This window comes from Methanobrevibacter sp. (assembly GCF_045539575.1).
In the GTDB taxonomy this organism is placed as follows: Archaea; Methanobacteriota; Methanobacteria; order Methanobacteriales; family Methanobacteriaceae; genus Methanocatella.
Map to the genome: position 1 here is coordinate 22,542 of NZ_JAZQFM010000014.1, position 22,130 is coordinate 44,671.

At 35.3% G+C, this 22,130-nt stretch carries 27 protein-coding genes; 22 read left to right on the forward strand and 5 right to left on the reverse strand.

Annotation, left to right across the window (positions count from 1 at the left end):
- Positions 1 to 2 precede the first annotated feature (2 nt).
- The 13 genes from galE (at position 3) to ACKI30_RS01780 (ending at position 12,215) form a co-directional block, all read left to right on the forward strand.
- Positions 3 to 971 carry a UDP-glucose 4-epimerase GalE gene (gene galE, locus ACKI30_RS01720; protein ID WP_407409350.1) on the forward strand — a complete coding sequence of 323 codons (969 nt, stop codon included), beginning with the start codon at positions 3 to 5 and terminating at the stop codon, positions 969 to 971.
- A 9-nt stretch (positions 972 to 980) separates the two neighbouring features.
- Positions 981 to 1,874 carry a hypothetical protein gene (locus ACKI30_RS01725; protein ID WP_407409352.1) on the forward strand — a complete coding sequence of 298 codons (894 nt, stop codon included), beginning with the start codon at positions 981 to 983 and terminating at the stop codon, positions 1,872 to 1,874.
- A gap of 77 nt (positions 1,875 to 1,951) precedes the next feature.
- Positions 1,952 to 3,373 (forward strand): amidophosphoribosyltransferase, encoded by a 1,422-nt coding sequence (purF, locus tag ACKI30_RS01730; protein WP_407409354.1) that lies wholly within the window; start codon positions 1,952 to 1,954, stop codon positions 3,371 to 3,373.
- Positions 3,374 to 3,379: 6 nt separating this feature from the next.
- Positions 3,380 to 4,624: a peptidase U32 family protein gene (locus ACKI30_RS01735; RefSeq protein ID WP_407409355.1), complete on the forward strand. Its 1,245-nt coding sequence runs from the start codon at positions 3,380 to 3,382 to the stop codon at positions 4,622 to 4,624.
- Positions 4,625 to 4,671: 47 nt separating this feature from the next.
- The gene (locus tag ACKI30_RS01740; protein WP_407409357.1) at positions 4,672 to 5,172 is read left to right on the forward strand and encodes a CDP-alcohol phosphatidyltransferase family protein; all 501 of its coding nucleotides are present in this window, start codon (positions 4,672 to 4,674) and stop codon (positions 5,170 to 5,172) included.
- Complete coding sequence (gene cfbC, locus ACKI30_RS01745; protein WP_292739988.1) at positions 5,165 to 5,959, forward strand: Ni-sirohydrochlorin a,c-diamide reductive cyclase ATP-dependent reductase subunit; 795 nt, start codon at positions 5,165 to 5,167, stop codon at positions 5,957 to 5,959. The genes ACKI30_RS01740 and cfbC overlap by 8 nt, the downstream gene beginning before the upstream one ends.
- 113 nt (positions 5,960 to 6,072) lie before the next feature.
- The gene (locus ACKI30_RS01750; RefSeq protein WP_407409359.1) at positions 6,073 to 6,516 is read left to right on the forward strand and encodes a hypothetical protein; all 444 of its coding nucleotides are present in this window, start codon (positions 6,073 to 6,075) and stop codon (positions 6,514 to 6,516) included.
- Positions 6,513 to 8,081 carry an L-aspartate oxidase gene (locus tag ACKI30_RS01755; protein WP_407409361.1) on the forward strand — a complete coding sequence of 523 codons (1,569 nt, stop codon included), beginning with the start codon at positions 6,513 to 6,515 and terminating at the stop codon, positions 8,079 to 8,081. The genes ACKI30_RS01750 and ACKI30_RS01755 overlap by 4 nt, the downstream gene beginning before the upstream one ends.
- A gap of 11 nt (positions 8,082 to 8,092) precedes the next feature.
- Positions 8,093 to 8,764, forward strand: a complete 672-nt coding sequence (locus ACKI30_RS01760) for a 2Fe-2S iron-sulfur cluster-binding protein (RefSeq protein WP_407409363.1) — start codon at positions 8,093 to 8,095, stop codon at positions 8,762 to 8,764.
- A gap of 3 nt (positions 8,765 to 8,767) precedes the next feature.
- Positions 8,768 to 9,256, forward strand: coding sequence for a methylated-DNA--[protein]-cysteine S-methyltransferase (locus tag ACKI30_RS01765; protein ID WP_407409365.1), 489 nt, complete (start codon positions 8,768 to 8,770; stop codon positions 9,254 to 9,256).
- A gap of 33 nt (positions 9,257 to 9,289) precedes the next feature.
- A complete protein-coding gene (locus tag ACKI30_RS01770; protein WP_407409367.1) occupies positions 9,290 to 10,381 on the forward strand; it encodes a cation diffusion facilitator family transporter in 1,092 nt (363 codons plus the stop codon).
- A gap of 106 nt (positions 10,382 to 10,487) precedes the next feature.
- Positions 10,488 to 11,654: an MFS transporter gene (locus tag ACKI30_RS01775; protein WP_407409369.1), complete on the forward strand. Its 1,167-nt coding sequence runs from the start codon at positions 10,488 to 10,490 to the stop codon at positions 11,652 to 11,654.
- A gap of 30 nt (positions 11,655 to 11,684) precedes the next feature.
- A complete protein-coding gene (locus ACKI30_RS01780) occupies positions 11,685 to 12,215 on the forward strand; it encodes a YgjV family protein (RefSeq protein ID WP_407409371.1) in 531 nt (176 codons plus the stop codon).
- 11 nt (positions 12,216 to 12,226) lie between these two features.
- Here the strand turns inward: ACKI30_RS01780 and ACKI30_RS01785 are convergent, their stop codons facing one another.
- Positions 12,227 to 13,084 carry an aldo/keto reductase gene (locus tag ACKI30_RS01785; RefSeq protein WP_407409372.1) on the reverse strand — a complete coding sequence of 286 codons (858 nt, stop codon included), beginning with the start codon at positions 13,082 to 13,084 and terminating at the stop codon, positions 12,227 to 12,229.
- A 104-nt stretch (positions 13,085 to 13,188) separates the two neighbouring features.
- Between ACKI30_RS01785 and ACKI30_RS01790 the strand changes: the two genes are divergently transcribed.
- The 3 genes from ACKI30_RS01790 to ACKI30_RS01800 are packed head-to-tail and all read left to right on the forward strand — an operon-like array spanning position 13,189 to position 14,786.
- Positions 13,189 to 13,461, forward strand: a complete 273-nt coding sequence (locus ACKI30_RS01790) for a hypothetical protein (protein ID WP_407409374.1) — start codon at positions 13,189 to 13,191, stop codon at positions 13,459 to 13,461.
- On the forward strand, positions 13,419 to 14,333 hold the full coding sequence (locus ACKI30_RS01795) for an MFS transporter (RefSeq protein WP_407409376.1): 915 nt from the start codon (positions 13,419 to 13,421) through the stop codon (positions 14,331 to 14,333). The genes ACKI30_RS01790 and ACKI30_RS01795 overlap by 43 nt, the downstream gene beginning before the upstream one ends.
- A 9-nt stretch (positions 14,334 to 14,342) precedes the next feature.
- Positions 14,343 to 14,786, forward strand: a complete 444-nt coding sequence (locus tag ACKI30_RS01800; protein ID WP_407409377.1) for a MarR family winged helix-turn-helix transcriptional regulator — start codon at positions 14,343 to 14,345, stop codon at positions 14,784 to 14,786.
- 260 nt (positions 14,787 to 15,046) lie between these two features.
- On the opposite strand, the gene ACKI30_RS01805 is transcribed toward ACKI30_RS01800, so the two are convergent.
- Entirely contained in the window at positions 15,047 to 15,541 is a 495-nt protein-coding gene (locus ACKI30_RS01805) for a hypothetical protein (RefSeq protein ID WP_407409379.1), read from the reverse strand.
- A gap of 69 nt (positions 15,542 to 15,610) precedes the next feature.
- Here ACKI30_RS01805 and ACKI30_RS01810 point away from each other — a divergent pair, with 69 nt between their 5' ends.
- The 6 genes from ACKI30_RS01810 to serS all read left to right on the forward strand — a co-directional run bounded on the left by ACKI30_RS01810 (position 15,611) and on the right by serS (position 19,985).
- Positions 15,611 to 16,255 carry an HAD family hydrolase gene (locus ACKI30_RS01810; RefSeq protein WP_407409381.1) on the forward strand — a complete coding sequence of 215 codons (645 nt, stop codon included), beginning with the start codon at positions 15,611 to 15,613 and terminating at the stop codon, positions 16,253 to 16,255.
- Positions 16,256 to 16,524: 269 nt separating this feature from the next.
- Positions 16,525 to 16,836, forward strand: coding sequence for a hypothetical protein (locus ACKI30_RS01815; RefSeq protein WP_407409383.1), 312 nt, complete (start codon positions 16,525 to 16,527; stop codon positions 16,834 to 16,836).
- Positions 16,833 to 17,201 carry a DUF2283 domain-containing protein gene (locus tag ACKI30_RS01820; RefSeq protein WP_407409385.1) on the forward strand — a complete coding sequence of 123 codons (369 nt, stop codon included), beginning with the start codon at positions 16,833 to 16,835 and terminating at the stop codon, positions 17,199 to 17,201. The genes ACKI30_RS01815 and ACKI30_RS01820 overlap by 4 nt, the downstream gene beginning before the upstream one ends.
- An 11-nt stretch (positions 17,202 to 17,212) precedes the next feature.
- Positions 17,213 to 17,563, forward strand: a complete 351-nt coding sequence (locus tag ACKI30_RS01825) for an arsenate reductase family protein (RefSeq protein ID WP_407409387.1) — start codon at positions 17,213 to 17,215, stop codon at positions 17,561 to 17,563.
- 613 nt (positions 17,564 to 18,176) lie between these two features.
- A complete protein-coding gene (locus ACKI30_RS01830; RefSeq protein WP_292742309.1) occupies positions 18,177 to 18,548 on the forward strand; it encodes a helix-turn-helix domain-containing protein in 372 nt (123 codons plus the stop codon).
- Between the two features lie 156 nt (positions 18,549 to 18,704).
- Positions 18,705 to 19,985: a serine--tRNA ligase gene (gene serS / locus ACKI30_RS01835; RefSeq protein WP_292742310.1), complete on the forward strand. Its 1,281-nt coding sequence runs from the start codon at positions 18,705 to 18,707 to the stop codon at positions 19,983 to 19,985.
- A gap of 50 nt (positions 19,986 to 20,035) precedes the next feature.
- Here serS and ACKI30_RS01840 read toward each other — a convergent pair whose 3' ends face one another.
- The 3 genes from ACKI30_RS01840 to ACKI30_RS01850 are packed head-to-tail and all read right to left on the reverse strand — an operon-like array spanning position 20,036 to position 21,687.
- A complete protein-coding gene (locus ACKI30_RS01840; RefSeq protein ID WP_407409390.1) occupies positions 20,036 to 20,182 on the reverse strand; it encodes a hypothetical protein in 147 nt (48 codons plus the stop codon).
- A 50-nt stretch (positions 20,183 to 20,232) separates the two neighbouring features.
- The gene (locus tag ACKI30_RS01845; RefSeq protein ID WP_407409392.1) at positions 20,233 to 20,898 is read right to left on the reverse strand and encodes an MATE family efflux transporter; all 666 of its coding nucleotides are present in this window, start codon (positions 20,896 to 20,898) and stop codon (positions 20,233 to 20,235) included.
- 21 nt (positions 20,899 to 20,919) lie between these two features.
- A complete protein-coding gene (locus ACKI30_RS01850) occupies positions 20,920 to 21,687 on the reverse strand; it encodes an MATE family efflux transporter (protein ID WP_407409394.1) in 768 nt (255 codons plus the stop codon).
- Positions 21,688 to 22,130 lie beyond the last annotated feature (443 nt).

A 22,130-nucleotide genomic window follows, 5' to 3' on the forward strand; every position in this document is an offset into this window, starting at 1 on the left:
ACATGATTTTAGTTACTGGTGGAGCAGGTTACATAGGATCACATACAAATAAGGCCCTACATGCTGCAGGTTATGACACTGTTGTAGTGGACAATCTGTGCAAAGGTTATGAAAACTTTGTAAAATGGGGATTTTTTGAAGATTGCGACTTCGGTAGTGGCGATTTAAGAGAAGTCTTTAAAAACTATGACATTGATGGTGTTATCCATTTTGCTGCTTTTTCATCAGTGGCAGAATCAGTACAAATGCCTCAAAAATACTTTAAAAACAATTATAAAAACACTCTAAATCTTTTAAAGATTATGAGGGAATTCGGTGTAGATAAATTCATTTTATCATCAACCGCTGCAGTATATGGAAATCCTAAACAGATACCAATAACAGAAGACAGTGAATTAAAACCAATCAATCCTTACGGACACTCCAAATTCATCACTGAAAAGGCTCTTGAAAGGGAAGCTGAAAAAGGTGATTTCAATTATGTATCTCTAAGATATTTTAATGCGGCAGGTTGTGATTTTGATTGTGAAATTGGGGAATTGCATGACCCTGAAACTCATTTGATTCCTTTAGTATTGGATGCTGCTATCGGAAAAAGGGACAGCATTTCCATCTTCGGAGATGATTACGACACTCCTGATGGAACATGTATCCGTGATTATATTCACGTAAATGACCTTGCAGATGCACATATTAAGGCATATGAATACTTATGCAATGAAAATGAATCAAACATTTTCAATTTAGGTAATGGGGAAGGTTATTCCGTACGTGAAGTAATTGACATGTGTAAAAAGGTTACCGGACGTGATTTTGAAGTTAAAATCGATGAACGTCGTGAAGGAGACCCTGCTGTTTTGATAGCTGATTCAACCAAAATTCATGAAAAGCTAGGCTGGACCCCTCAATATGACCTTGAACAGATTGTTGAGTCCGCCTGGAAATGGCATGAAAAAATTAATAAAATTTAGGTAATTTTCATGGAAAATGAAAATCACGAATCAAAAATAGATGTTAGAATAATAGTACAGGATTTGAATATTGCACAGCTTGTTTCAAAAGCTGTCAATAATATTCAACTTGAAAGGGATTATAACATTATTGTTTCATCCATAATCCCGACCAATGAAATAAGCATCGTTAAAAAGGTAGCCGGCGGTGCGGACATTTTACTGATCGGTGGCTATGGTCAGGATGAAACATACAACATTCTTTTTAATGAATTGAAAACTGATTTTAATCATATTGGGTTATTTGATTACAATAATATTATTGTTGATGATGAATCCGTAGATTTCAGATTGGCTGAAAAGGAGATTCTAAATTCAATAATAAAATCAACATTGTCTTATTCTTTAAATTTAATTAACATCCACACTTTGGAAAACAAACTGATGAAAGTAACTCATAATTACAATAATTTGCTTGATGATTACAATAAGCTAATAAAAGAAAGTGAAGTATTATCTCAGCAAAACAGGGAACTGATAGAGGATCTTGATGAGGTAAAATCTGATTTTTCAGACTTTAAATTACGTTATGAGGACATATATTCCAAAGATATTTTAGAAATTTTTAATCTTGAAGAGCTTTGGCAGGAAACATTCAGGCAGGATTTGTCTGATGAGGATAGAATAGTAATCGCAACAAACAAGTTCAGGCCTGAAAACATCATTGTCGGTCAAAACTATATTGCGGCAGAATCCAAATCAAAAGCTGTTGAATGGCTGAATATTGTCAGAACCGCTTTGATATTTGTAGATGATAATGCTGAAGACTTGAAAAAAGAATTGAATGAACATAAAGAAGAGGAAATTCCTGAAGTTAGACAGGATTATGATATGAACAACACATTTGAAAATTTCTGGGATTGAACATATTAAAAACAATTATTATTTTATACTAGTTTTTAGATAATTATTATTATACTATTTTATAGGGAGTTTAATAAATGCAAGGTGAAATGGAAGATAAGTGTGGTATTGTTGGAATTCATTGTAATGATGAATCCAAGGATGTCGCATCTTTTGTTTATTATTGTTTGTATGCTTTACAGCACAGAGGTCAAGAATCAGCAGGTATTGCTACTTTTAATCCAGAAAATGGTCTTAATCACTACTGCGGAATGGGTTTAATCACTGACGTATTTAAAGATGATATAATCCACAGTCTCAAGGGCAGTATGGCCATAGGTCATGTAAGATATTCCACCACCGGCCAGTCAAAACTGGAAAATTCACAACCGTTTGTAACTGATTTTGGTGACGGATTTATTGCAATGGCTCACAATGGTGACATTGTCAACTCTGATGAGTTAAAAAAAGAGCTTATTGATGACGGATTCTATTTCAAATCAGACAGTGATTCTGAAGTAATCTGTTACATGCTTAAAAAAGAGCACTATGACAACAAAAAGAGTGTCATTGAAGCTATTGAAGCTGTATGTAAAAAACTTGTCGGATCATATGCATTGACAATTCTTGTTGACGGTGAATTGTATGGTGTAAGAGACCCTATGGGAATTAAACCGCTTGCCGTTGCAAAAAGAGATGACGAATTTATTTTAGCCTCTGAAACTGTTGCTTTTGATGTTATTAATGCTGAATTTATAAGAGATATTGTTCCAGGTGAAGTCGTTTACTTTGAAAACGATGAAATCAACTCCCACATGTTAGAAAGTGCAGGAAAATGCAAGCTTTCACATTGCATGTTTGAATATGTTTACTTTGCAAGACCTGACAGTACAATTGATGGTATTAACGTTTATGAAACCAGGATGAATATTGGCCGTCAGCTGTATGAGTTATATCCTATTGACGCTGATGTTGTAATTCCTGTTCCGGATTCATCAATTCCTGCAGCTATCGGATATTCCAGAGCATCAGGAATTCCATATGGTGAAGGTTTAATCAAAAACAGATATGTTGGAAGAACATTCATCATGCCGACTCAGGAAGAAAGGGAACTTGCAGTCAGGCTAAAATTGAATCCTATTAAGGAAGCCATTAAAGGCAAAAAGATTATTTTGATTGATGACAGTATTGTAAGAGGAACCACCTCCAAACAATTGCTGGACCTTGTAAAAGAATCAGAACCTGCTGAAATCCACTTTTTAGTGGGATGTCCTCCTGTAGTTGCTCCATGTTATTACGGTGTGGCAATGGCAACCAAAAAGGAACTGATTGCAGCAAATTATTCTGTTGAAGAAATCCAAGAGCAGCTTGACATTGATTCTTTAGGTTACATTACCCTTCCGGCTTTGGTTAAAGCTATTGGAATGGATGAGGATAAGTTATGCTTAGGCTGTCTGAATGAAGATTATCCTACTGAAATTCCAGAAGGTCTTGAAGCTGAAACCTATTATAAACCTTAGATAATCATGGTTGAATTATTAGCTCCTGCCGGAAATTTCATTTCACTTCGAGCAGTTTTGGAAAATGGTGCCGATGCTGTTTACTTTGGCCTTGATGATTATAACATGAGGGCCAATGCTAAGAATTTTTCCTTGGATGACTTAAGTCAGGTGTCTAAGACAGCCGGTGAATATGGAGCTAAAACTTATTTATGCACCAATATTATTTTAAATGAAAAGCTGGCTTGTGAGCTGGAGTCAAATTTGGAAAAAATATCATCATCTGAAATAGATGGACTGATTCTATCGGATATCGGTTTGATAGAGGATACCGTTTCACATGGTCTTGAGGCGCACATTAGCGTTCAGGAAAACGTAACTAATTCTTATACTCTTAAAACTCTTAAAAAGCTGGGTGCAAAACGGGCAATTCTCTCTCGTGAGCTCTCCCTTGCTGAAATAACTGATATTACTCGGAAATCGCCGATTGAAACTGAAATATTCGTTCACGGTGCAATATGCATGGCAATTTCAGGAAGATGCTTTTTGAGTTACGGATTATATGGGAGAAGTGCAAACTGCGGGGACTGCCTGCAGCCTTGCCGCAAGAACTGGACACTGACATATGAGGAAGGTGATGATAATGTTGTCAATTTCTCTGAAGTGGAGGATGAAACATTCATCGTTACCGGAAGTGATGATGTAAGCTATAGAACCAACTTCTTCTCACCAAAAGACATGTGCATGATTGAATACATTCCAGAGTTGATGAAAAGCGGCGTTGCATCATTCAAGATTGAAGGAAGAGCCAGAAGCCCTGATTATGGTGCAATGGTAACCGGAATCTATCGTGAGGCCATTGATGATTATGAGAGGGATCCTCTAAACTATAATGTCAGGGATGAATGGATGGATGAGCTGACAAGTGTATTCAACAGAGGATTTGACACTAACTTTTACTTTAACACTCCTTTTGAGGTAAGTGAGGACAACCAGGCAAAATACATTAAAAAGGACATCGGTCAGGTTGTCAACTATTACAATAAGGTCGGTGCCGCTGAGCTGAGGATTTGGGATGACTTGAAAATAGGCGATAAAATCATCATTCAGGGCCAGACTACAGGCTCAATCACACATACTATTGATTCTATGCAAATCGAGGGAGAATCTGTGGAAAATGTCAGTAAAAATTCCAATGTGGCCATTTTGATTCCAACAAAGGTTCGAAAAAACGATTTTGTTTATAAATTGATTGAGAGGGAATCAGTTTAATTAATATCAAAAACTTCAATCAATTATTTTTTTCTTGAGGTAATATCGTGAACAGAAGTATTGTTAATGCATTATCCGTTTCAAGAATACTGTTTGGATTTTTCTTTTTAATTGCAGTAATTTTGGATTATAACATTGCTTGGCTGATAATCATATTCGCTTTAGCTATCCTCAGCGATATTATGGATGGATACTTAGCCAAAAAATATGGTCTGATTGTTGATAACGGGTCTAAAATCGATGTTATCTGTGATTTTTTATTCATCATATTTTCAACATTTGCAGTTGTCTGGATTGATTTGGCACCTGCATGGTTTTTATTGGTTATCATTTTGAAATTAATCGAGTTTTTTGTCACTTCAGGCAAAGGTGCATTGAAATACGACAGATTCGGAACTTTTGTAGCATACATGTTTTATGCGTTTCCTATTGTCGCAATGTTAATAAATTCTAAAAACATAACATTAGTATTGACTATAATTATAACTATATGTGCAATAACATCTTCACTTTTGAGAATTAAAAATACGAGAGAATTAAATGATTAAAAAAATAGCTATTTATGGAAAAGGTGGAATTGGAAAAAGTACTACAGTGGCTAACCTGACTGCAGTATGGGGTAGTGACGATTTGAACTGTCTGGTTATCGGCTGTGACCCAAAAGCGGATACCACACGTACTTTATATGGTAAAAGAATTCCTACAGTTGTAAATACACTAAAGGATAACAGGTCACCTGAAAAAGAGGATTTGGTTTTCACAGGTTTCAAGGGCATTCAATGTGTTGAAAGCGGAGGGCCGGAACCTGGTGTAGGATGTGCAGGCCGTGGTGTTATTGTTGCAATGAAAAGGCTTGAAAAGATAGGAATATTCGATGATGATTTGGATGTTGTCGTATATGACGTTTTGGGCGATGTAGTATGTGGTGGTTTTTCAGTGCCTTTACGTGAAAAATACGCTGATGAAGTGTTGATTGTTACATCAGGCGAATACATGTCACTTTACGCTGCAAACAATATCGTTCGTGGTGTTAAAAAGCTTAAGGGTAACTTGAGCGGTATCGTGTGCAACTGCAGAAATGTCGACAATGAAGAGCAGATTGTCAATGACTTTGCAAAAAAGATAGGAACACATGTAGTTGGTACAATTCATAGGAGTAATTTAATTCAAGATGCTGAATTAGATGCAAAAACCGTTGTAGAAAAATACCCTGAAAGTGAAGAAACTCAAGAATACATTAAGCTTGCTTCAAGCATTATGGCTAATGAAAACATATCAACTCCCGAACCTATGAGCGATGAGGAATTCGAGGACTTCTTCAAGTCATACCTCTAGATAATATGATTTCACTTAGAAAAATAAATAGCATATTAATAGTCATTCTAATCCTGATGCTGGTCTATCATGCATTGCTGGCCACTTTATATTTTTTAGGCATTATAGGTTATATGCCGGATTTCAAGATCACCGGAAGACGACTGTTCTATCCTCTTGTTTTGCATATAATAATCAGCCTATATCTTTACCTTAAGGAAAAAACAAAATCAAAAAGGTACTCAAATCTGATAAAGGAAACAAATCAGCAGCTGATAACAGGTATTTGCATCATAATATTTGCTGCACTCCATATTGTTAATTATTCATTAGGCAGTGTAAGCGATAATGCAGACATTTTCAGGACTTTAAGCCATATTATTGTAGATAATCTGTTGATTGTTTCAATTGCACTTCATTTGAGAGTGTCAATTCCAAGACTTATGATTTCATTTGGATTTTTAGAAGGCAAAAATGATTATGCAAATGCCAAAAGCAAAATTAACATGTTTATTTTAGTTTTATTGATTATTATTTTCATGGCGGAGGCAATATTTTACATTGGAGGAATATTATGAGTGAGATAATTGTTGTTGGAGCTGGGATAGCAGGTATGACCGCAGCAATCAAGGCAAGTGAATTGGGCTCTCATGTCACTCTCATTTCTCCGGATTACTCGGAGCGCTCACAATCAGTAATGGCTATGGGAGGAATAAACGCCGCATTAAGCAAAAACGATTCTGTAGAGGAACATTTCGCAGACACCATGAATGGGGGATGTGGGATAAATGACGTTAAAGCGGTGAAAAGGCTTACAGACGATGCTCCACAAATCATTAATTGGCTTTCCAGTATAGGAACGACATTTACAAGAGACGGTGAAGGCAAAATTGACCAAAGATACTTTGGAGGTCAAAAGAAAAAACGAACCGCCTATGCAGGTGCAAGAACCGGAAAGCAAATAGTTACTGCACTGATAAATGAATGCAGGAAAAATGAAGCTGCAGGCAGTATCACCAGAGTTATCGGCTGGAGATTCCTATCATTAATTATAAAGAATGGAAAATGTTTAGGTGCAATCTGCATTAATGAAGACACTTCAGAAATCATGGAATTCATATCTGACAGTGTCATTATTGCTACCGGCGGCTTGAATAAGCTGTTCGGAAAAACCTCAGGTTCCATCCATAATGACGGTGTTGCAACAGCAAGGCTTTTCATGCAGGGTGTAGAACTGGCTAACCTTGAAATGATACAGTATCATCCGACCACTGTAAATACTCCGGTCAAGAGAATGCTGATAACCGAAGCCGCCCGTGGTGAAGGGGGAAAGCTATACACTATTCGTGATGGCGAGAAATGGTATTTCATGAAGGAATGGTATCCGGAACTTGCCGAGCTGATGCCAAGGGATGTGGTGTCAAGAAGCATATATAAAGCTTCAGAGGCAGGTAAAAATCATGTTTATCTTGACATAAGCCATTTGGAGGAGAGTATTATTAAAACCAAATTGGATGAGGTTTATGAAATATGCACAAATTACCTTAATCTTGATCCGACTTCAGATGCAATTCCTGTCTATCCTGGTGTGCACTTTTTCATGGGAGGCATAAAAACAGATGAAAATCACAAAACCAACATTCAGGGTTTATATGCCGCAGGAGAATGTTCAGTGCAGTATCATGGAGCAAATAGACTTGGCGGAAATTCCCTCTTGGGTGCCGTTCATGGAGGGTGGATTGCAGCCGAAAATGCCATAATGGATTCAAATGATGATTATATGAATCAGATTGGCGATGAAATTGAAGCATTCAATAAGTTTGCAAAAAGTGGAAAATCAGCAGATGTTGAAGATGAGCTGGCCGGAATAATGGCGCAATGCATGGGAATATATAGAAATGAAGAGGATTTAAAAGAGGCATTGGCGAAACTGGATGAACTGAAAGTAAATGCCGATAGCTATTATGATCATATCAAGCTGGAATCATTAATATTGCTTGCAAAAGCATGTGTAATTTCAGCATTAATGAGAAAGGAAAGCAGAGGAGCCCATCAAAGAACAGACTATCCTCAGACAAGTGAAGAATTTAAAATGACAACATGTGTGACCTATGACGGTGAGATTAATGTTGCCTTCAGATAGTTGGTGGGAAAATGAGCATTAAGGTTAAAATTAAAATCGATGGGAAATATCAGCTGTTTGACTATGACGGCGATTTGAATATCCCTGTGACAACACTCCTTGAAAGACTTGACTATCCTATAGAATATTCCTGCAGCTGCCTTCAGGGACTTTGCGGAGCATGCGCAATGGTAATAAATTCCCAGCCAAAACTTGCATGCAAAACCTTTGTAAATGAAGAAATAATGGTTAAGGAGTATGGAATAATTACAATTGAGCCTTTATCAAAGTTCCCACTTGTTAAAGACTTGAAGGTTGACAGGTCCATTTTGCATGATGTTATGATTGACTGTGAACAATGGCTTGAAAGCGATGCAAGAGTCGGTGATGATTTGAAATTTGATTATGAGATGTCAATGTGTCTAATGTGCGGATGCTGCACGGAGGCATGTCCGAACTATGGCTTTGATGATTTTGTAGGAACACAGGTTGCCGTTTCAGCATCCAAACTGATTTCACAGGAAAGCGACAGGGACCATTCAAAATCAATCAAAAAGAAATACAAGGACAATTTTTATCCTCATTGTCTAAAGACTTTGGCTTGCGAGGATGTATGTCCTATGAAGATTCCGACACAAAGGGCAATATCAAAAATGAACAGGAAATCAGTATGGAGAATCTGGCAGATTTTAAGTGGAGATTAGATAATGTATTTTTCAACAGATTATGATTCTCCATTGGGTAAAATGCTGATTGTAAGTGACGGTGAAGCTATTTGCGGTGTTTGGTTTTACGCCCAGAAACACTTTCCGTCATTAAATCTTGAATTCAAAGATGACTTGACTATTTTTAAAGAGGTAAAGAATTGGTTTGACGATTACTTCAACGGTGAAAATCCGAAAATCAATTTCAAATTGAATCCTAAAGGGACTGATTTTAGAATTAAGGTCTGGAAGATTTTATCAGGGATTGACTACGGTGAAACATTAACGTATGGTGAGATTGCTTCAAGAATCTCTCCTACAATGTCTGCCCAGGCTGTGGGCGGTGCTGTAGGCCACAATCCGATTTCAATTTTAATACCCTGCCACAGGGTTTTGGGCGCTGACGGGAAATTAACCGGTTATGCTGGCGGAATTGATAGAAAAATTAAATTGCTTAAATTGGAAGGGATTTCTTTTGACGATGGCAATTAAATTTAAATTAATAAAAAGTCAAAATAAATAATTATGTCACGACAGGATAAAATCGTAAAGACAAGTATAATTGGTATTGTTGTTAACCTTATACTGGTTGCATTTAAGGCTGTTGTTGGTATTGTTACCAATTCCATTGCAATTACCTTGGATGCAGTTAACAATTTAACTGATGCATTATCATCCATTATTACAATTATAGGAACTAAACTAGCAGGCAAGGCTCCGGATAAGGACCATCCATACGGATATGGCCGTATTGAATATTTTTCATCTGTAATCATTGCGGCAATTGTGTTGTGGGCAGGTGTCACCGCATTCATGGAGTCATGGCCAAAGATATTCACACCTGACGTTACAAATTATACGACTGTTTCTCTTGTAATTATTGCAGTTGCAGTCGTTGTCAAATTTGTTTTGGGCCAATATGTAAAGAAGGTTGGTGAAGACATTAACTCCCAGGCTCTTGTTGCTTCAGGAAGTGACGCATTCTTCGATGCAATTTTATCACTTTCCACTTTGGTTGCAGCTATAATTTCAATATTTTTCAATATTTCCCTTGAGGGAATTCTTGGGGTCATTATTTCAATTGTCATTATTAAGGCAAGTATTGACATGTTGAGGGAAACATTGGACAGCATGATTGGTGCAAGGGTTGACTCTGAATTGTCCCGCAAGATCAAGAATTCCATTCTTGAAGTCCCTGGTGTTTACGGTGCATATGATTTGAGCTTGCATAATTACGGCCCTGAAGATATGCAGGGATCCGTTCATGTTGAAATTGATGACTCCCTAACTGCACTGGATATTCAAAAGCTGTCAAGAAGCATTTCCGCTAAAATATTCAAGGAGTTCTCAATTATCTTGACTGTTGGAATTTATGCGCACAATGACACATTCAGTGATGTCCGTGATGATTTGTACCACATTGCTTCAAAATATCCGGAAGTCTTGGAGATACACGGTTTCATTGTTTATGAAGAGGAGAATCTAATCACCTTTGATATCATCGTTGACTTTGATGCGGACCGTGAATCAGTAAAAGAGAAAATTTTAACTGAAATTAAAGCAAAACATCCTGAGTTCAATTATGTGATGATTGACGATTATGATGTCAGTGATTAAAAGGATGTTAAAGTGATTTTTAATTAAAAAATCATTTTATTTTTTTTATTTTTTTATAAAATTCAAAACGAAAATATTTTAAATTTGTTTTAACTATTTTTAATTAATGAATGCTGGGGTAGACGAAGACAGGATATTTACAAAATCATTTTTTCTAGTTTTTGGAGCTTTACTGTTTACGGCTCTTGTGATGTATGTGCTGATGTCTACCGTAACTGAGTATGCCACTGCAATGGGCTCCTCGGCCATGATTGCAGGGCTTGTTTCTGGAATTTATATTTTTGGCGGACTGTGTTCCAGAATATATTCCGGAAATGCGCTTGAAAGAATCGGTTGGAAAAAGACTGCACTTATTTTCATGAGCATCCATTTCATCTCATGTCTTTTGTATTTTCTCGTCAGTGATGTGACTCTGCTTATCATTGTCAGATTTATTCATGGAATAGGTTTTGGAGCTTCTGCAAATGCAATTGTGACAATAGCTTCTGATGTGCTTCCTAAAAAACGTTTCGGAGAGGCATTCGGATATTTCATGCTTGGAACCACATTAGCGGTAGGTCTTGGACCTTTCATTGGAGGATTTGCATATGATTTTACAGGTTCCAACGGATGTTTTCTTTTGGCAAGCATATTTTCAGCTTTAGCCTTGATTTCTATTTATTTTGTTGATGTTTCCGCACATGATCCTGGAAATAATCCTAAAGATAGTGAATCTTCTTTTGGGATTGACAAGGTATTTGAAGTCAGTGCGATACCTGTTTCACTTTTTACAGCTCTTACAAGTCTGGGATACATTTCAATATTATCATTTAATAGGCTTTATGCAGCAGAGATTAACTTGACAAGCGCATTTTCATGGTTTTTCATAATATACTGTGTTGTTTTAATCATATCAAGACCGATTGCAGGTAAAATTCAGGACAGGGGTGGTGATATGATAGTATGCATCACCGGAATTGTTGCACAGGCAATTGGACTCTTTTTAATAGCTGTTTATCCATCAACATTAACAGTCATAATCTGTGCAGTGTGCGCAGCTTTAGGATTTGGAACACTGAACTCAGCATGCACAACAATCGTCACTAGAAACGTATCTGAAAACCGCAGGTCTTATGCCGTTTCAACATTTTTCATATTCTGTGATGCTACAATGGGTTTTGGACCAGCACTTTTAGGAATATTTGCAGCAAACGGTTATGCGCCTGTTTATTTGATATCTTCAGCAATAACTCTATTGGCTCTGCCGGTCTGTATTTTTGCTCTTCGAAAATAATTTTTAACATGAAGTGTAAAATATTCTAATATGGATTGGGCAATAAATTTAGTCATTGGTAACATCATATCATTGATTGCGGGAATTTTCATAATTCTGAGCATGTGGGTCAATGATGAGAAGAAAGCCTATTTTTACCAGTTCTTAAATGCTTTTATCTTAATGATATCATCAGTTTTTTTCTTTTCATGGACTGGTGTCGTTACCATGGCCATTGCCGCTTCAAGAAATCTCATGGTTTATTATGATAGGCTGACCATGAAATGGACAGTATTTTTTATAATACTTTCAGTTATTTTGGGTGTTGCGGTAAACACTTTAGGCTTTGTCGGATTATTGCCTATAATTGCAATAATTCAGATTACATTATGCAATTACTATCTAAAGACTATCAAGCCAATTAAAACAAGTTTCATTGTAAACAGCGGAATCTATATTGTCTACTTTTTGGCGATTCTTGATTTCTCATCAGCAGCTATCGAAAGCATAACTGCCTTGATTGGTGTGGTTTCACTTATAAAACTGATTTTGGATACAAAAAAGGAAAAAAAGATAAATTAGTTAAAATTTAACTAATCGTTTGCATGAACGTCAAATGCATTCAACAACATCTCACCGACACCGGGAGCGTCAGGGTCATGTGATCCTTTACCGGTATCCAATGCTCTGATTTGTAAAATTTCATCTTCTGTTAATTCAAAGTCAAAGATATCCATGTTTGATTTGATGCGTTCGTCTTTTGTAGATTTTGGAAATACTATGATTCCTTCCTGATTTTCAAACCTTAAAATGATTTGGCCTGCATCCTTGTTGTACTTTCTGGCAAGCCCTACAATTACATCATCAGTTAAAAGGGAATTGTTTCCCCTTCCCAATGGTCCCCAGGCCTGGATTTTAACATTATCCTTAGCCAAAATTTCTTTAAGTTCATTTTGTTGGAAGTATGGGTTGAATTCAACCTGATTGACACTTGGGATAGTGTCGAAATCGGGAACCCATTTCATCCAGATTTTAGGGGTCATGTTGCTTACACCGATTGATTTGATTTTGCCTTCATCTTTTGCCTCTTCAAGTGCCCTCCATGCTTCATCCACTTTTCCGTAAGGTTGATGGAGAAGATATAAGTCCATGTAATCTGTTTGAAGCTTTTCCAAAGAAGTGTCAATAGCTTTTTTTGCATCCTCATAAGCATAATCCTGCAGCCACATTTTAGATGTAATCCATATGTCTTCACGATCCACTTCACTGTCTTTTACCGCATTTCCAACTTCCTGTTCGTTGAAGTATGCTGCAGCGGTGTCAATGTGTCTTATTCCAAAGTCCAATGCTTTTTTAACAGTTTTATATGTTGTTCCGTCTGCTGGAATTTCAAATGTTCCAAATCCTATTGCAGGAATTTCATTACCGTCGTTTAACTTAAAGTTTTTCATTTTATCACGCAATGTACAGTTTTATATACTATTAGTATGATATTAGTATATATAAATCTTTCCTAATAAAAGAGTTATCTTATGAAAGTGTTTGTGTGATACTAATGAAAAATGAAAATTTGATAATTTATATTATGATGCTTGGTACTTTTGGGGTTTTAAGTACTGAAATGGGAGTAGTAGGCATTTTGCCTCAAATTGCACAGTATTTCAACGTGGACATAACCCAGGCAGGTTTGTTTGTAAGCTTATTCGCACTGACAATAGCAATTTGCGGAATATTCATGCTCTTGTGTTTTCAAGATTTGACAGAAAAAAGAGTTTCATACTGGTATTGGCAGTCTTTACCGTATTTTCAACAGTCGGTGCATTCGTGACTGATTTCAACATTGCTTTAATCTGCAGAATTATTCCTGCAATTTTCCATCCGATCTATTGTGGCCTTGCATTAACTGTAGCTGCAGAGATTGTTGAGCCGGAAAGGGCACAGGATGCAGTCAGTAAGGTTATAATGGGAGTTTCTGCAGGTATGATTGTTGGAGTTCCGATTACAACATTTGTAGCATCCAACTTCGGATACCAATTCGCAATGCTTTGGTTCAGTCTGGTAACATTCATTGCCTTGATTGCAACAGTAATATTCTTCCCATCCCTTCCTGGAAAGGAACAGTCATATGGAGGCCAGGTAAAGGTTGCAACAACAGGGGTTTTCATAGTCTCAGTTTTAGGTGTGATTTTTCTCAATGGTGGAATGTATACTGCATATTCATACATTTCCGAGTTTTTAAATGCATTGACAAACATCTTTGGAACAGAATTGAGCATAGTGCTTTTCATATATGGTGTTGCTTCAATTGTTGGAAACTGGCTTGGAGCGAAACTGCTAAACACAAAAACAAAACTTACAGTTTTGACATTTCCGGTGATATTCTCAATATTGATGGTGGCCATATTTGTTGTTAGTGGTCTTAAAATCCCAGTGGTCGCTTTAATGATTGTATGGGGATTGCTTGCAGGAATAGGTAATGATATTGCTCAGTATTGGATGGTGTCAGCCGCACCTGAAGCACCTGAATTTGCAAATGGAATATTCCTGAGTATGGGAAATGTTGGTGTCACTTTAGGAACCACCATTGCAGGAGCGGTTGTTTTGGGAATGGGTGTTCAATACGTGATGCTTGCAGCTATTGTTGTAATGATTGTGGATTTGGCATTAATATTTTTAAGGACAAACAGATATAATATATAGGGGATAAGTATGGCATTACCAAGTCAATTTAAAAAGGAAAACGCTCAAAACATTTTCATTTATCATTATGTTGAGGAAATGATTGCAAACTATGGGCAATACATAAGGGAGGTATTTGACGAGTCTGAAATTACTAGAAGTGAGGTTCCGTTTTTGTTAAGAATCAGATTCAGCGAAAACACTACTCAAAAGGAATTGGTTGAGCTGTTCAAGGTAAGTGAAGGCTACACTGCAAAGATTTTAAGAAAATTTGAGGATGCAGGATACATTGAAAGGCATGAGAATCCATCAAACAGGCGCATAAAAATAGTTGAGCTTACCTCTAAAGGAATTGAAAAAACAGATGAGCTGATTAATATTGTTTCCACATGGGAAGAAAATGTCACATCAAATTTCACTGATGATGAAGTCGAAACATTGAAAAAATTGTTGTTTAAAGTGGTTTCAGATTAGTTTAATAAAGTGGTGTTTTAAATGATATGAATAATGTTAATTGTTTTTTAACATTATTCTGACTCGTCTTCTTCTTTTTGTTTTTTTAGGTTTTCGATACCAATAATCATATTTTTACCTCCGGTTTTTATTAGTTCACTTAATCTATTATTATATTTTTATCATATATAAATATTTAGGTATGCCTAAATTTTTTATTCATAAAGTGAAATATAATTTTCAAAGCTGAAATAAAAAAGAAGAGAGTTAATTAAATTAACTCAGTAAGTTTTATAGTAAACCAAAGCCTTGTAAGGTGTATATCCGCTAATCAGGTTGGTTCTGATGTGTCCCCCGTTACCGGTTACTGTTTTTGTTTTGATCTTTTTAGAGTCCTTGTTGTTTTTGAAGTAGAATTTCACTTTAACGAGTTTTGTGTGATGGGGCACGATATCTCCATTGATACCGTTTCCTATGTACCATGCGCTTACACCGGTTCCCTTATCAAACTGTGAGTTTCCTGTATATGTAACATAGCCTGCAATTGCATCGCCGTTCTTGAGTTTGGTAGCCTTAGGTCCCCATAAAACGCCAGGCTTGAAGTTATTGATTTTAACGGTAACTGTTTTAACTTTGTTTTTTGTAACTTTTTTAACGATATTTGATGTCTTTAAAGCGCCGCTGTCATGGATGTCCTGAGCATAAACTCCTCCGACAATGGCCAGTGCGCCAACCAATATCAAAAAAATCAATATGTTTTTTCTGTTCAAAAGCATATTATCACCTAATTAATAGTATTGATTTTTAGATATAAATATTAATTATTGAATGACATAAATTAAAACATGAAAAAGCTTGCAATTTTTGATTTTGATGGGACTCTATTCGATTCAATACATGATGTATTGATATGTTTTAACAAAACATTGGAATTTTACGGTTTTTCGACATTGACAAGGGAAGAGCTGATTCCGTGTTTGGGTGGAAATATTGATGAGATTACCTCACTGGTTTTAGGTGAAAACTCATCTCCCGAAAACGTAGAAAAGGTAAAGGAATCCTATTTAGAATTATATAATCCATCAAAAAAGGAACTGACAGTTCCGTTTGAAAATGCCCATGAAGTCTTGAAGAAATTGCAGGACAATAATATTTTACTTGCAGTTAATTCAAACAGACTGACCTATTCTTTGGAGGAACTGGTGGGAAAATATTTCTCAGACATTGATTTTATTGCAATTGAAGGCCACAGTTACGGCAACCCCTCAAAACCTGATCCTTACGGTGCAAAGAGGATTATTGAAAAGGCAAATGTCGATGATGATGAGGCAGTTTATATTGGAGATTCCATCACTGACATCATGACGGCTCAAAATGCAGGAATCGATTGCATACTTGTTAAGTGGGGCTATGCCAAAAAAGAAGACTTGCAGAATGATTATCCTTCCAAAATAATTGATGACATTAATGAACTGGTTGAAATATTATAATATCATTATTGATTTTATTTTATAATATTCATTGGCTTTATAATTAATGTTAAAGAAATTAACAATAGTTTTATATGTAATAAAATTAATACAGTAATTTAATTAAAAAATTGCTTGTTTACATAGTTTTTAAATCAATTTTACTAAATAAGAGCAATTTTTCAAAATGAAATCAATGATGTGATTTTTTTGTTTGAAGATTTAACATTATTGAGCAAGAATTATTTGATTTCTTTAAGCTGGAGATGTTCATAGTAATGGGGTGGAATATGAGAGATTATAGTATCGAAGAAGCAATTGAAATAATCAATAATTGTGATGAGTCTTTTAATCCTGATACTAGGCATTTTGATGTACGTAATGTTCAAAGAATTGGAGATTTTGGATTAATATTCAAAACATTTTTATATAATCCTTTGATGGGTATAATTAAACAAGATTACAATAAATTCAGATTATATTTTGAACATGATAGAAAGCCATCAAAAGATATATCATTGGTGATTGGGATAAATGATAATAGAATTGTGAATTTTGTTACAGTAATTTTGACTGATAGAAGTAAGAGGGTGGGATCATGAACAAAAATAATGTTGTGTATGATTATGATTATCAAAACGATTCATTATTTATTCATTGTGTTGATTCCTATGATTATGAAGTTTCACTTGAATTAGATAATGATGTGATACTTGATTTGGACACTAATGGAAAACCTGTGGCATTTGAATTTTTAAATGCATCTAAAGTGTTTCATTTAGATAAAAGTTACTTTAAGAATCTTGTTAAAATTAGTATTCAATCATTAATTGATGAAGAGTCTATTAAATTAAATGTAGAATTGAATGTTTTAGTTCACAATCGAAATCAAGTGTTTAATGTTAATTGTATTGCTAGCAATTTAAATAATATTCCATCTATGGAGACTGAATTGGTTACTGCATAATAGGTGTTAATATGTTATTCGTACAATATCCGAAATGTTCAACTTGCCGCAAGGCTAAAAACTGGTTAGATGAGCACAATATAGAATATGAATCAAAGCACATCGTAGAAGACAATCCTGCTGCTGAAGAATTGCGCAAATGGTGGGAAATATCTGGTCTGCCTCTTAAAAGATTTTTCAATACAAGCGGTATGAAATACAGGGAACTGAAATTGAAGGATAAGCTTCCTGAAATGTCTGAAGACGAGCAATTGGACTTGCTTGCAACTGACGGCATGCTTGTCAAAAGACCAATCGTCGTTGATGATGATACTGTTCTGGTTGGTTTTAAAGTAAAAGAATGGGAAGAAAAATTGTTGTAGTTGTTGCACGACACCTACTTCAAAACCATTTTTTTTAAATTGGAGATGGCTAGAATTTTTTGATTTTAACCATATTTTAGGATTGTTTGGATTTAGGGGATTCGGAGAATGGTGACAGCTTAATGCCGTCTCAAAAAATTCTTTTTTTTGGAAATCCGATGAATTCCTGTGACTTAATATGGGTTCGATGTTAAATCGCTTTTGTGTTTTTGGAGTGAATTTTTGCTTCCGGGTTGTATCGATACGTGGATATCCTAACATAACTCATGTGGGGTCATGAGTTAGCTTGTATCAACACATTTTTTGGTTCACTTCTGCTTTCAGTGCATTTCAACAGCAGGTCTGAACATTATTTTTGTTCGCATTGTTTCGAATAACATTCTGTTCAATTTTTTGAAGGGAAAACTTTTCATTTTCATTCCAATCGTTTATTCTATAAATTTTTGCCATCTCTTGGATTTTGAAAGCCACATGGGAGTAACTTTCAATACAGACTTGGATTAATGATATATAAAAGATTTTCGTAACTGTTTGGTAACTTGAAAAAAACGAAACATTTATATGTAATAAAAACAAGTTATTATAACCGACTGATTTTTAGGAGGTCACTCTTATGGAAATAAATAAACATATTAAATCATGTCCTATTGAATTGGTTGTAACATTAATAAGAAAAAAATGGGTTATTCAGATAATTCGGGATTTGTTTTATGGCAAATCAAGATTTCATGAATTTTTGGAAGGAAAACCTGATCTTTCAAATAAGGTGTTAAGCGACTGCTTAAAGGATATGGAGAAAAACGGTTTAATCCATAAAATTGTTGACAAATTTGACAAGAAGAACGTAAAATACAAATTGACTGAAAAGGGCAAATCATTAAACAAGGTTTTATATGAAATTGCCATGGTAACTCTTGAGAGTGAAAACTACTCAGAAAAGCTTAAAAATGACTTAAAAGAAAGTTTCAAGGAAAACTTATTGTAATTATAAATCAACTATTTGGGTTTCGGTGTGGACCCTAAACAACTATTTTTTTAAAATCCCTATTATTTAGGCTAAATCTTTTCAATTTTAACATTAACTTTAAAAAATAGAAGAATCATATTTTATATTGAATAAAATATTTTAGGGGACAAAATATTGTTAGATATAAAATTATTCAGAGAAAATCCAGAAATTATCATAGACTCTGAAAAGAAAAGATTTAGAGACACAGAAAACGTAGAAAAAGTAATAGAATATGACACCTTATGGAGAGAAGGTGAAAGGAAACTAAATTCCTTAAGATCTGAGAAAAACAAGTTATCAAAATCATTCAAAAAAGCAAAAGAGGAAGGCAATTTCGAAGAAGTCGTTAAAAGATCAAAAGAAGTTGCTGCAGAAATCAAGGAATTGACTGCAAAAAATGCTGAATATTTAAAACTCAGGGATGACTACAGATACAAGGTCGGAAACATCATTGATGAAGATGTTCCTATTTCAGACACTGAAGACGACAATGTAGTTGTGAGAACCTACGGTGAAATTCCTGAATATGATTTTGAGCTTTTAAATCACGTTGACTTAATCAATAAAATCGATGGTGCTGACCTTGAAACAGCAGCAAGCATTGCAGGAGCACGTTTTTATTACTTAAAACGTGACATATTGCATTTGAATTTGGCATTGATTCAGTTTGCTCTCTCTGAACTTGAAGCTGAAGGATACATTCCAATGCAGACACCGTTCTTTGTTAAAGGAGAGGTTGCAGCGGAAACATCCGAGCTTGGTGAGTTTGAAGAAACACTATACAAAGTGGATGGTGAGGACATGTACCTTATTGCAACCGCAGAGCAAACATTGGCTGCACTTCACAGGGATGAAATCATCTCACCTGACGAATTGCCTTTAAGATACTGTGCACTTTCAACCTGTTTCAGAAAAGAGGCAGGTTCACACGGAAAAGACACTTTAGGTATATTCAGGGTTCACCAGTTCGAGAAAATCGAACAGTTCATCTACTCAACACCTGAAGATTCCAGAAACCAGCATGACCATCTTATGGAAGTCACTGAAAGAATCTATCAGAAACTGGGCCTTCCTTATCAGGTAATAGCTATCGTATCATCTGCCTTAAATGACAATGCTGCTATTAAATATGACCTTGAGGCATGGTTCCCAGGTTCCGGTGCATTCCGTGAACTGGTATCATGTACCAACTGTAAAGACTATCAGGCACGTAAGACAAAAACTCGTTTCGGAAGAGCAGGTTCTGGAGATGCTCAAATCCTACACACTCTTAACAGTACAGCTATTGCAACAGAAAGGACAATGTGCTGTATTTTGGAAAACTATCAACAGCCTGACGGCAGCGTTAAAGTTCCTGAAGTGTTAGTCCCTTACATGAACGGAAAAACTGTCATTGAAGCTAAAAAAGAGTAGATTTATCTAGGAGATGCAATATCTCCACAATATCTTTTTTTTAAATTTTTTTAAGCCGACACATTGATGTATGCTCGGTTATATCCTAAAATCGGACTGTATTCTGCATTACCGTCTATTGCACCTAACTCATCGTTGTTTTCCTCATTAATCGGATTAATTAATTTTCCTTCATAGGTTAGGGTAATGGTTATCACATTTTCGAGGTATGTGACTGTTACATCGACACTTTCAATCTCTTCATCTTTTAAGATATTATCGCTGATTTTTCAAGTGTTTCCATGGCTTTCGGCGATTTTTCCTTGAGCAGATTCTCCATTTTCTTCATGAATTTCATGTTTTCTTCATTGAAGTAATCTTCAGGGTCGTCATGGCCTCGGATATAGGTCCATGAAGCGGCATTTGTTTCGTTAAGTAGCAGAATTGAATTGATTCTATCTTGATTATTCTTCTTATAAATCCATGAAAATGATACATATAATACTAAAGGCACAATATCAGCCAATACAAGCGCATACCAGATTCCCACACCTCCAAACATTGATGTTAATATGTATCCTCCGGTAAATGCCATTATGAATTCCTCCAATAGGTTCATTACTGATGCAAGCCTGTTTTCTTCTATTGCTTGGGCATAGTTTGAAAGCAGCATGGATAAACTTCTTCCGATAAGGCCGACAGAGGTGATACGAAGTGCCGAACAGATTGCCTCAAGTTCTCCAGGATCATCAATGGTAAAAATAAATACAAAAATTTCAGGATACACTGCAAAGAGAATGCTTATTGGTATTGAAATGAGGAGGACCTGCTTTAGGGACTTTTTAATAATGTATGCAACTGCCTCATAATCCTTTTCCTTATAAAATACAGTAACGATTGGGCTCATGACCTTTGCAATTGCTGATAAAAACATATATACCACTGTTCACTGTTGTCATAGACAAGATATGCCATTAAACCTACGGTGCCTAAAAATTCTGAACATAGGACTGTGTAAAAAAATGACTTTTAATGTTATGAAAATTCTTGAAATAATTTCAGGAGTGTTCATTATGAAATCATAAACGGTTTTATATATCTCTTTTATTTTAATTTTGTGGACCCAGTGGAATGAACGGTCTTCCTTGCGGAAATATCTTGAAATATAAACTGCCCCGAGGCCATAACCTATAACGCTACCCAGTGATGAACCTTCAACACCCAAATTAAAGACTCCCATTAAAATAATGCTTGTAACCAGGTTTGTAATATTTGCAATCAGCAATGCTATGAAAGGCATTTTAGGATAGCCGTCTGAACGCACGAAGTAACCAAGAGTCAATATATAACAGTTAAATGGGAAATAAAAGACAAGAATGTTGAAATACACTAAAAATACTTTATAAATTGTTAGTGGAGGACCATAAAGGGCCATAATTAAATTGTCTCCAAGAATTAGACTAACTATTATATAAAGGATATTTGCTATGAGCACTCCTCTAATTGAAGCGCTAAAGTAATAGTTTGCCTTTTCATCATCCTGGTCTGATTTTGCCCTGAGCGCCAATAAGCTCCCACCTACACCAAATAATGTGTATAAAACACCAGTAAAATAGATAAAAGGGCTGGCAAGATTTATTGCAGCAAGCAATGTTGAATCAGGTATGAAGAAACCTATGAGTGCAACATCTATGATAAAGTATATTTTATCCGAAAGTAGCATAAGTAATGTTGGAAGTAACAGTTCTCAGTATTTATGCTTTAAAAAATCAAAATTTCTTGCTAACATGTTTACTCTTGCAATATTTTTTTTATACTTATATATGTGTTAATTTTTATATAAAGTATTCATTTTTTCAGCTTTGATTTTTGATGGGGGTTCAAAAGATTAATTGAAAAATTGTTGGTGTTGCTAAAAAATTGGTTCGATTTTTAAATTTTTTTAAAACTTTTTTCCACAATTCTTCTTTAAAATTAGATTTAATACTTAATTTTATTATAAAATATTTTTAACGGAATTTGATTCTTATTTAGGAAAAATACTGGATTTAATATGTAAATTTAAATATTAAAGCTTTCATATATATTTACATGTCTTTTGATTAAAAAGTAGTTTTTAAATTAATTGCTTTTATTTCACAAGAGATTTAGCTAAATCGGGTAATG

Coding starts and splice junctions, on each gene's coding strand:
- galE (WP_407409350.1), top strand. CDS start 3: ATGATTTTAGTTACTGGTGGAGCAGGTTACATAGGATCACATACAAAT.
- ACKI30_RS01725 (WP_407409352.1), top strand. CDS start 981: ATGGAAAATGAAAATCACGAATCAAAAATAGATGTTAGAATAATAGTA.
- purF (WP_407409354.1), top strand. CDS start 1,952: ATGCAAGGTGAAATGGAAGATAAGTGTGGTATTGTTGGAATTCATTGT.
- ACKI30_RS01735 (WP_407409355.1), top strand. CDS start 3,380: ATGGTTGAATTATTAGCTCCTGCCGGAAATTTCATTTCACTTCGAGCA.
- cfbC (WP_292739988.1), top strand. CDS start 5,165: ATGATTAAAAAAATAGCTATTTATGGAAAAGGTGGAATTGGAAAAAGT.
- ACKI30_RS01750 (WP_407409359.1), top strand. CDS start 6,073: ATGCCGGATTTCAAGATCACCGGAAGACGACTGTTCTATCCTCTTGTT.
- ACKI30_RS01755 (WP_407409361.1), top strand. CDS start 6,513: ATGAGTGAGATAATTGTTGTTGGAGCTGGGATAGCAGGTATGACCGCA.
- ACKI30_RS01760 (WP_407409363.1), top strand. CDS start 8,093: ATGAGCATTAAGGTTAAAATTAAAATCGATGGGAAATATCAGCTGTTT.
- ACKI30_RS01765 (WP_407409365.1), top strand. CDS start 8,768: ATGTATTTTTCAACAGATTATGATTCTCCATTGGGTAAAATGCTGATT.
- ACKI30_RS01770 (WP_407409367.1), top strand. CDS start 9,290: ATGTCACGACAGGATAAAATCGTAAAGACAAGTATAATTGGTATTGTT.
- ACKI30_RS01775 (WP_407409369.1), top strand. CDS start 10,488: ATGAATGCTGGGGTAGACGAAGACAGGATATTTACAAAATCATTTTTT.
- ACKI30_RS01780 (WP_407409371.1), top strand. CDS start 11,685: ATGGATTGGGCAATAAATTTAGTCATTGGTAACATCATATCATTGATT.
- ACKI30_RS01785 (WP_407409372.1), bottom strand. CDS start 13,084: ATGAAAAACTTTAAGTTAAACGACGGTAATGAAATTCCTGCAATAGGA.
- ACKI30_RS01790 (WP_407409374.1), top strand. CDS start 13,189: ATGAAAAATGAAAATTTGATAATTTATATTATGATGCTTGGTACTTTT.
- ACKI30_RS01800 (WP_407409377.1), top strand. CDS start 14,343: ATGGCATTACCAAGTCAATTTAAAAAGGAAAACGCTCAAAACATTTTC.
- ACKI30_RS01805 (WP_407409379.1), bottom strand. CDS start 15,541: ATGCTTTTGAACAGAAAAAACATATTGATTTTTTTGATATTGGTTGGC.
- ACKI30_RS01810 (WP_407409381.1), top strand. CDS start 15,611: ATGAAAAAGCTTGCAATTTTTGATTTTGATGGGACTCTATTCGATTCA.
- ACKI30_RS01815 (WP_407409383.1), top strand. CDS start 16,525: ATGAGAGATTATAGTATCGAAGAAGCAATTGAAATAATCAATAATTGT.
- ACKI30_RS01820 (WP_407409385.1), top strand. CDS start 16,833: ATGAACAAAAATAATGTTGTGTATGATTATGATTATCAAAACGATTCA.
- ACKI30_RS01825 (WP_407409387.1), top strand. CDS start 17,213: ATGTTATTCGTACAATATCCGAAATGTTCAACTTGCCGCAAGGCTAAA.
- ACKI30_RS01830 (WP_292742309.1), top strand. CDS start 18,177: ATGGAAATAAATAAACATATTAAATCATGTCCTATTGAATTGGTTGTA.
- ACKI30_RS01845 (WP_407409392.1), bottom strand. CDS start 20,898: ATGTTTTTATCAGCAATTGCAAAGGTCATGAGCCCAATCGTTACTGTA.
- ACKI30_RS01850 (WP_407409394.1), bottom strand. CDS start 21,687: ATGCTACTTTCGGATAAAATATACTTTATCATAGATGTTGCACTCATA.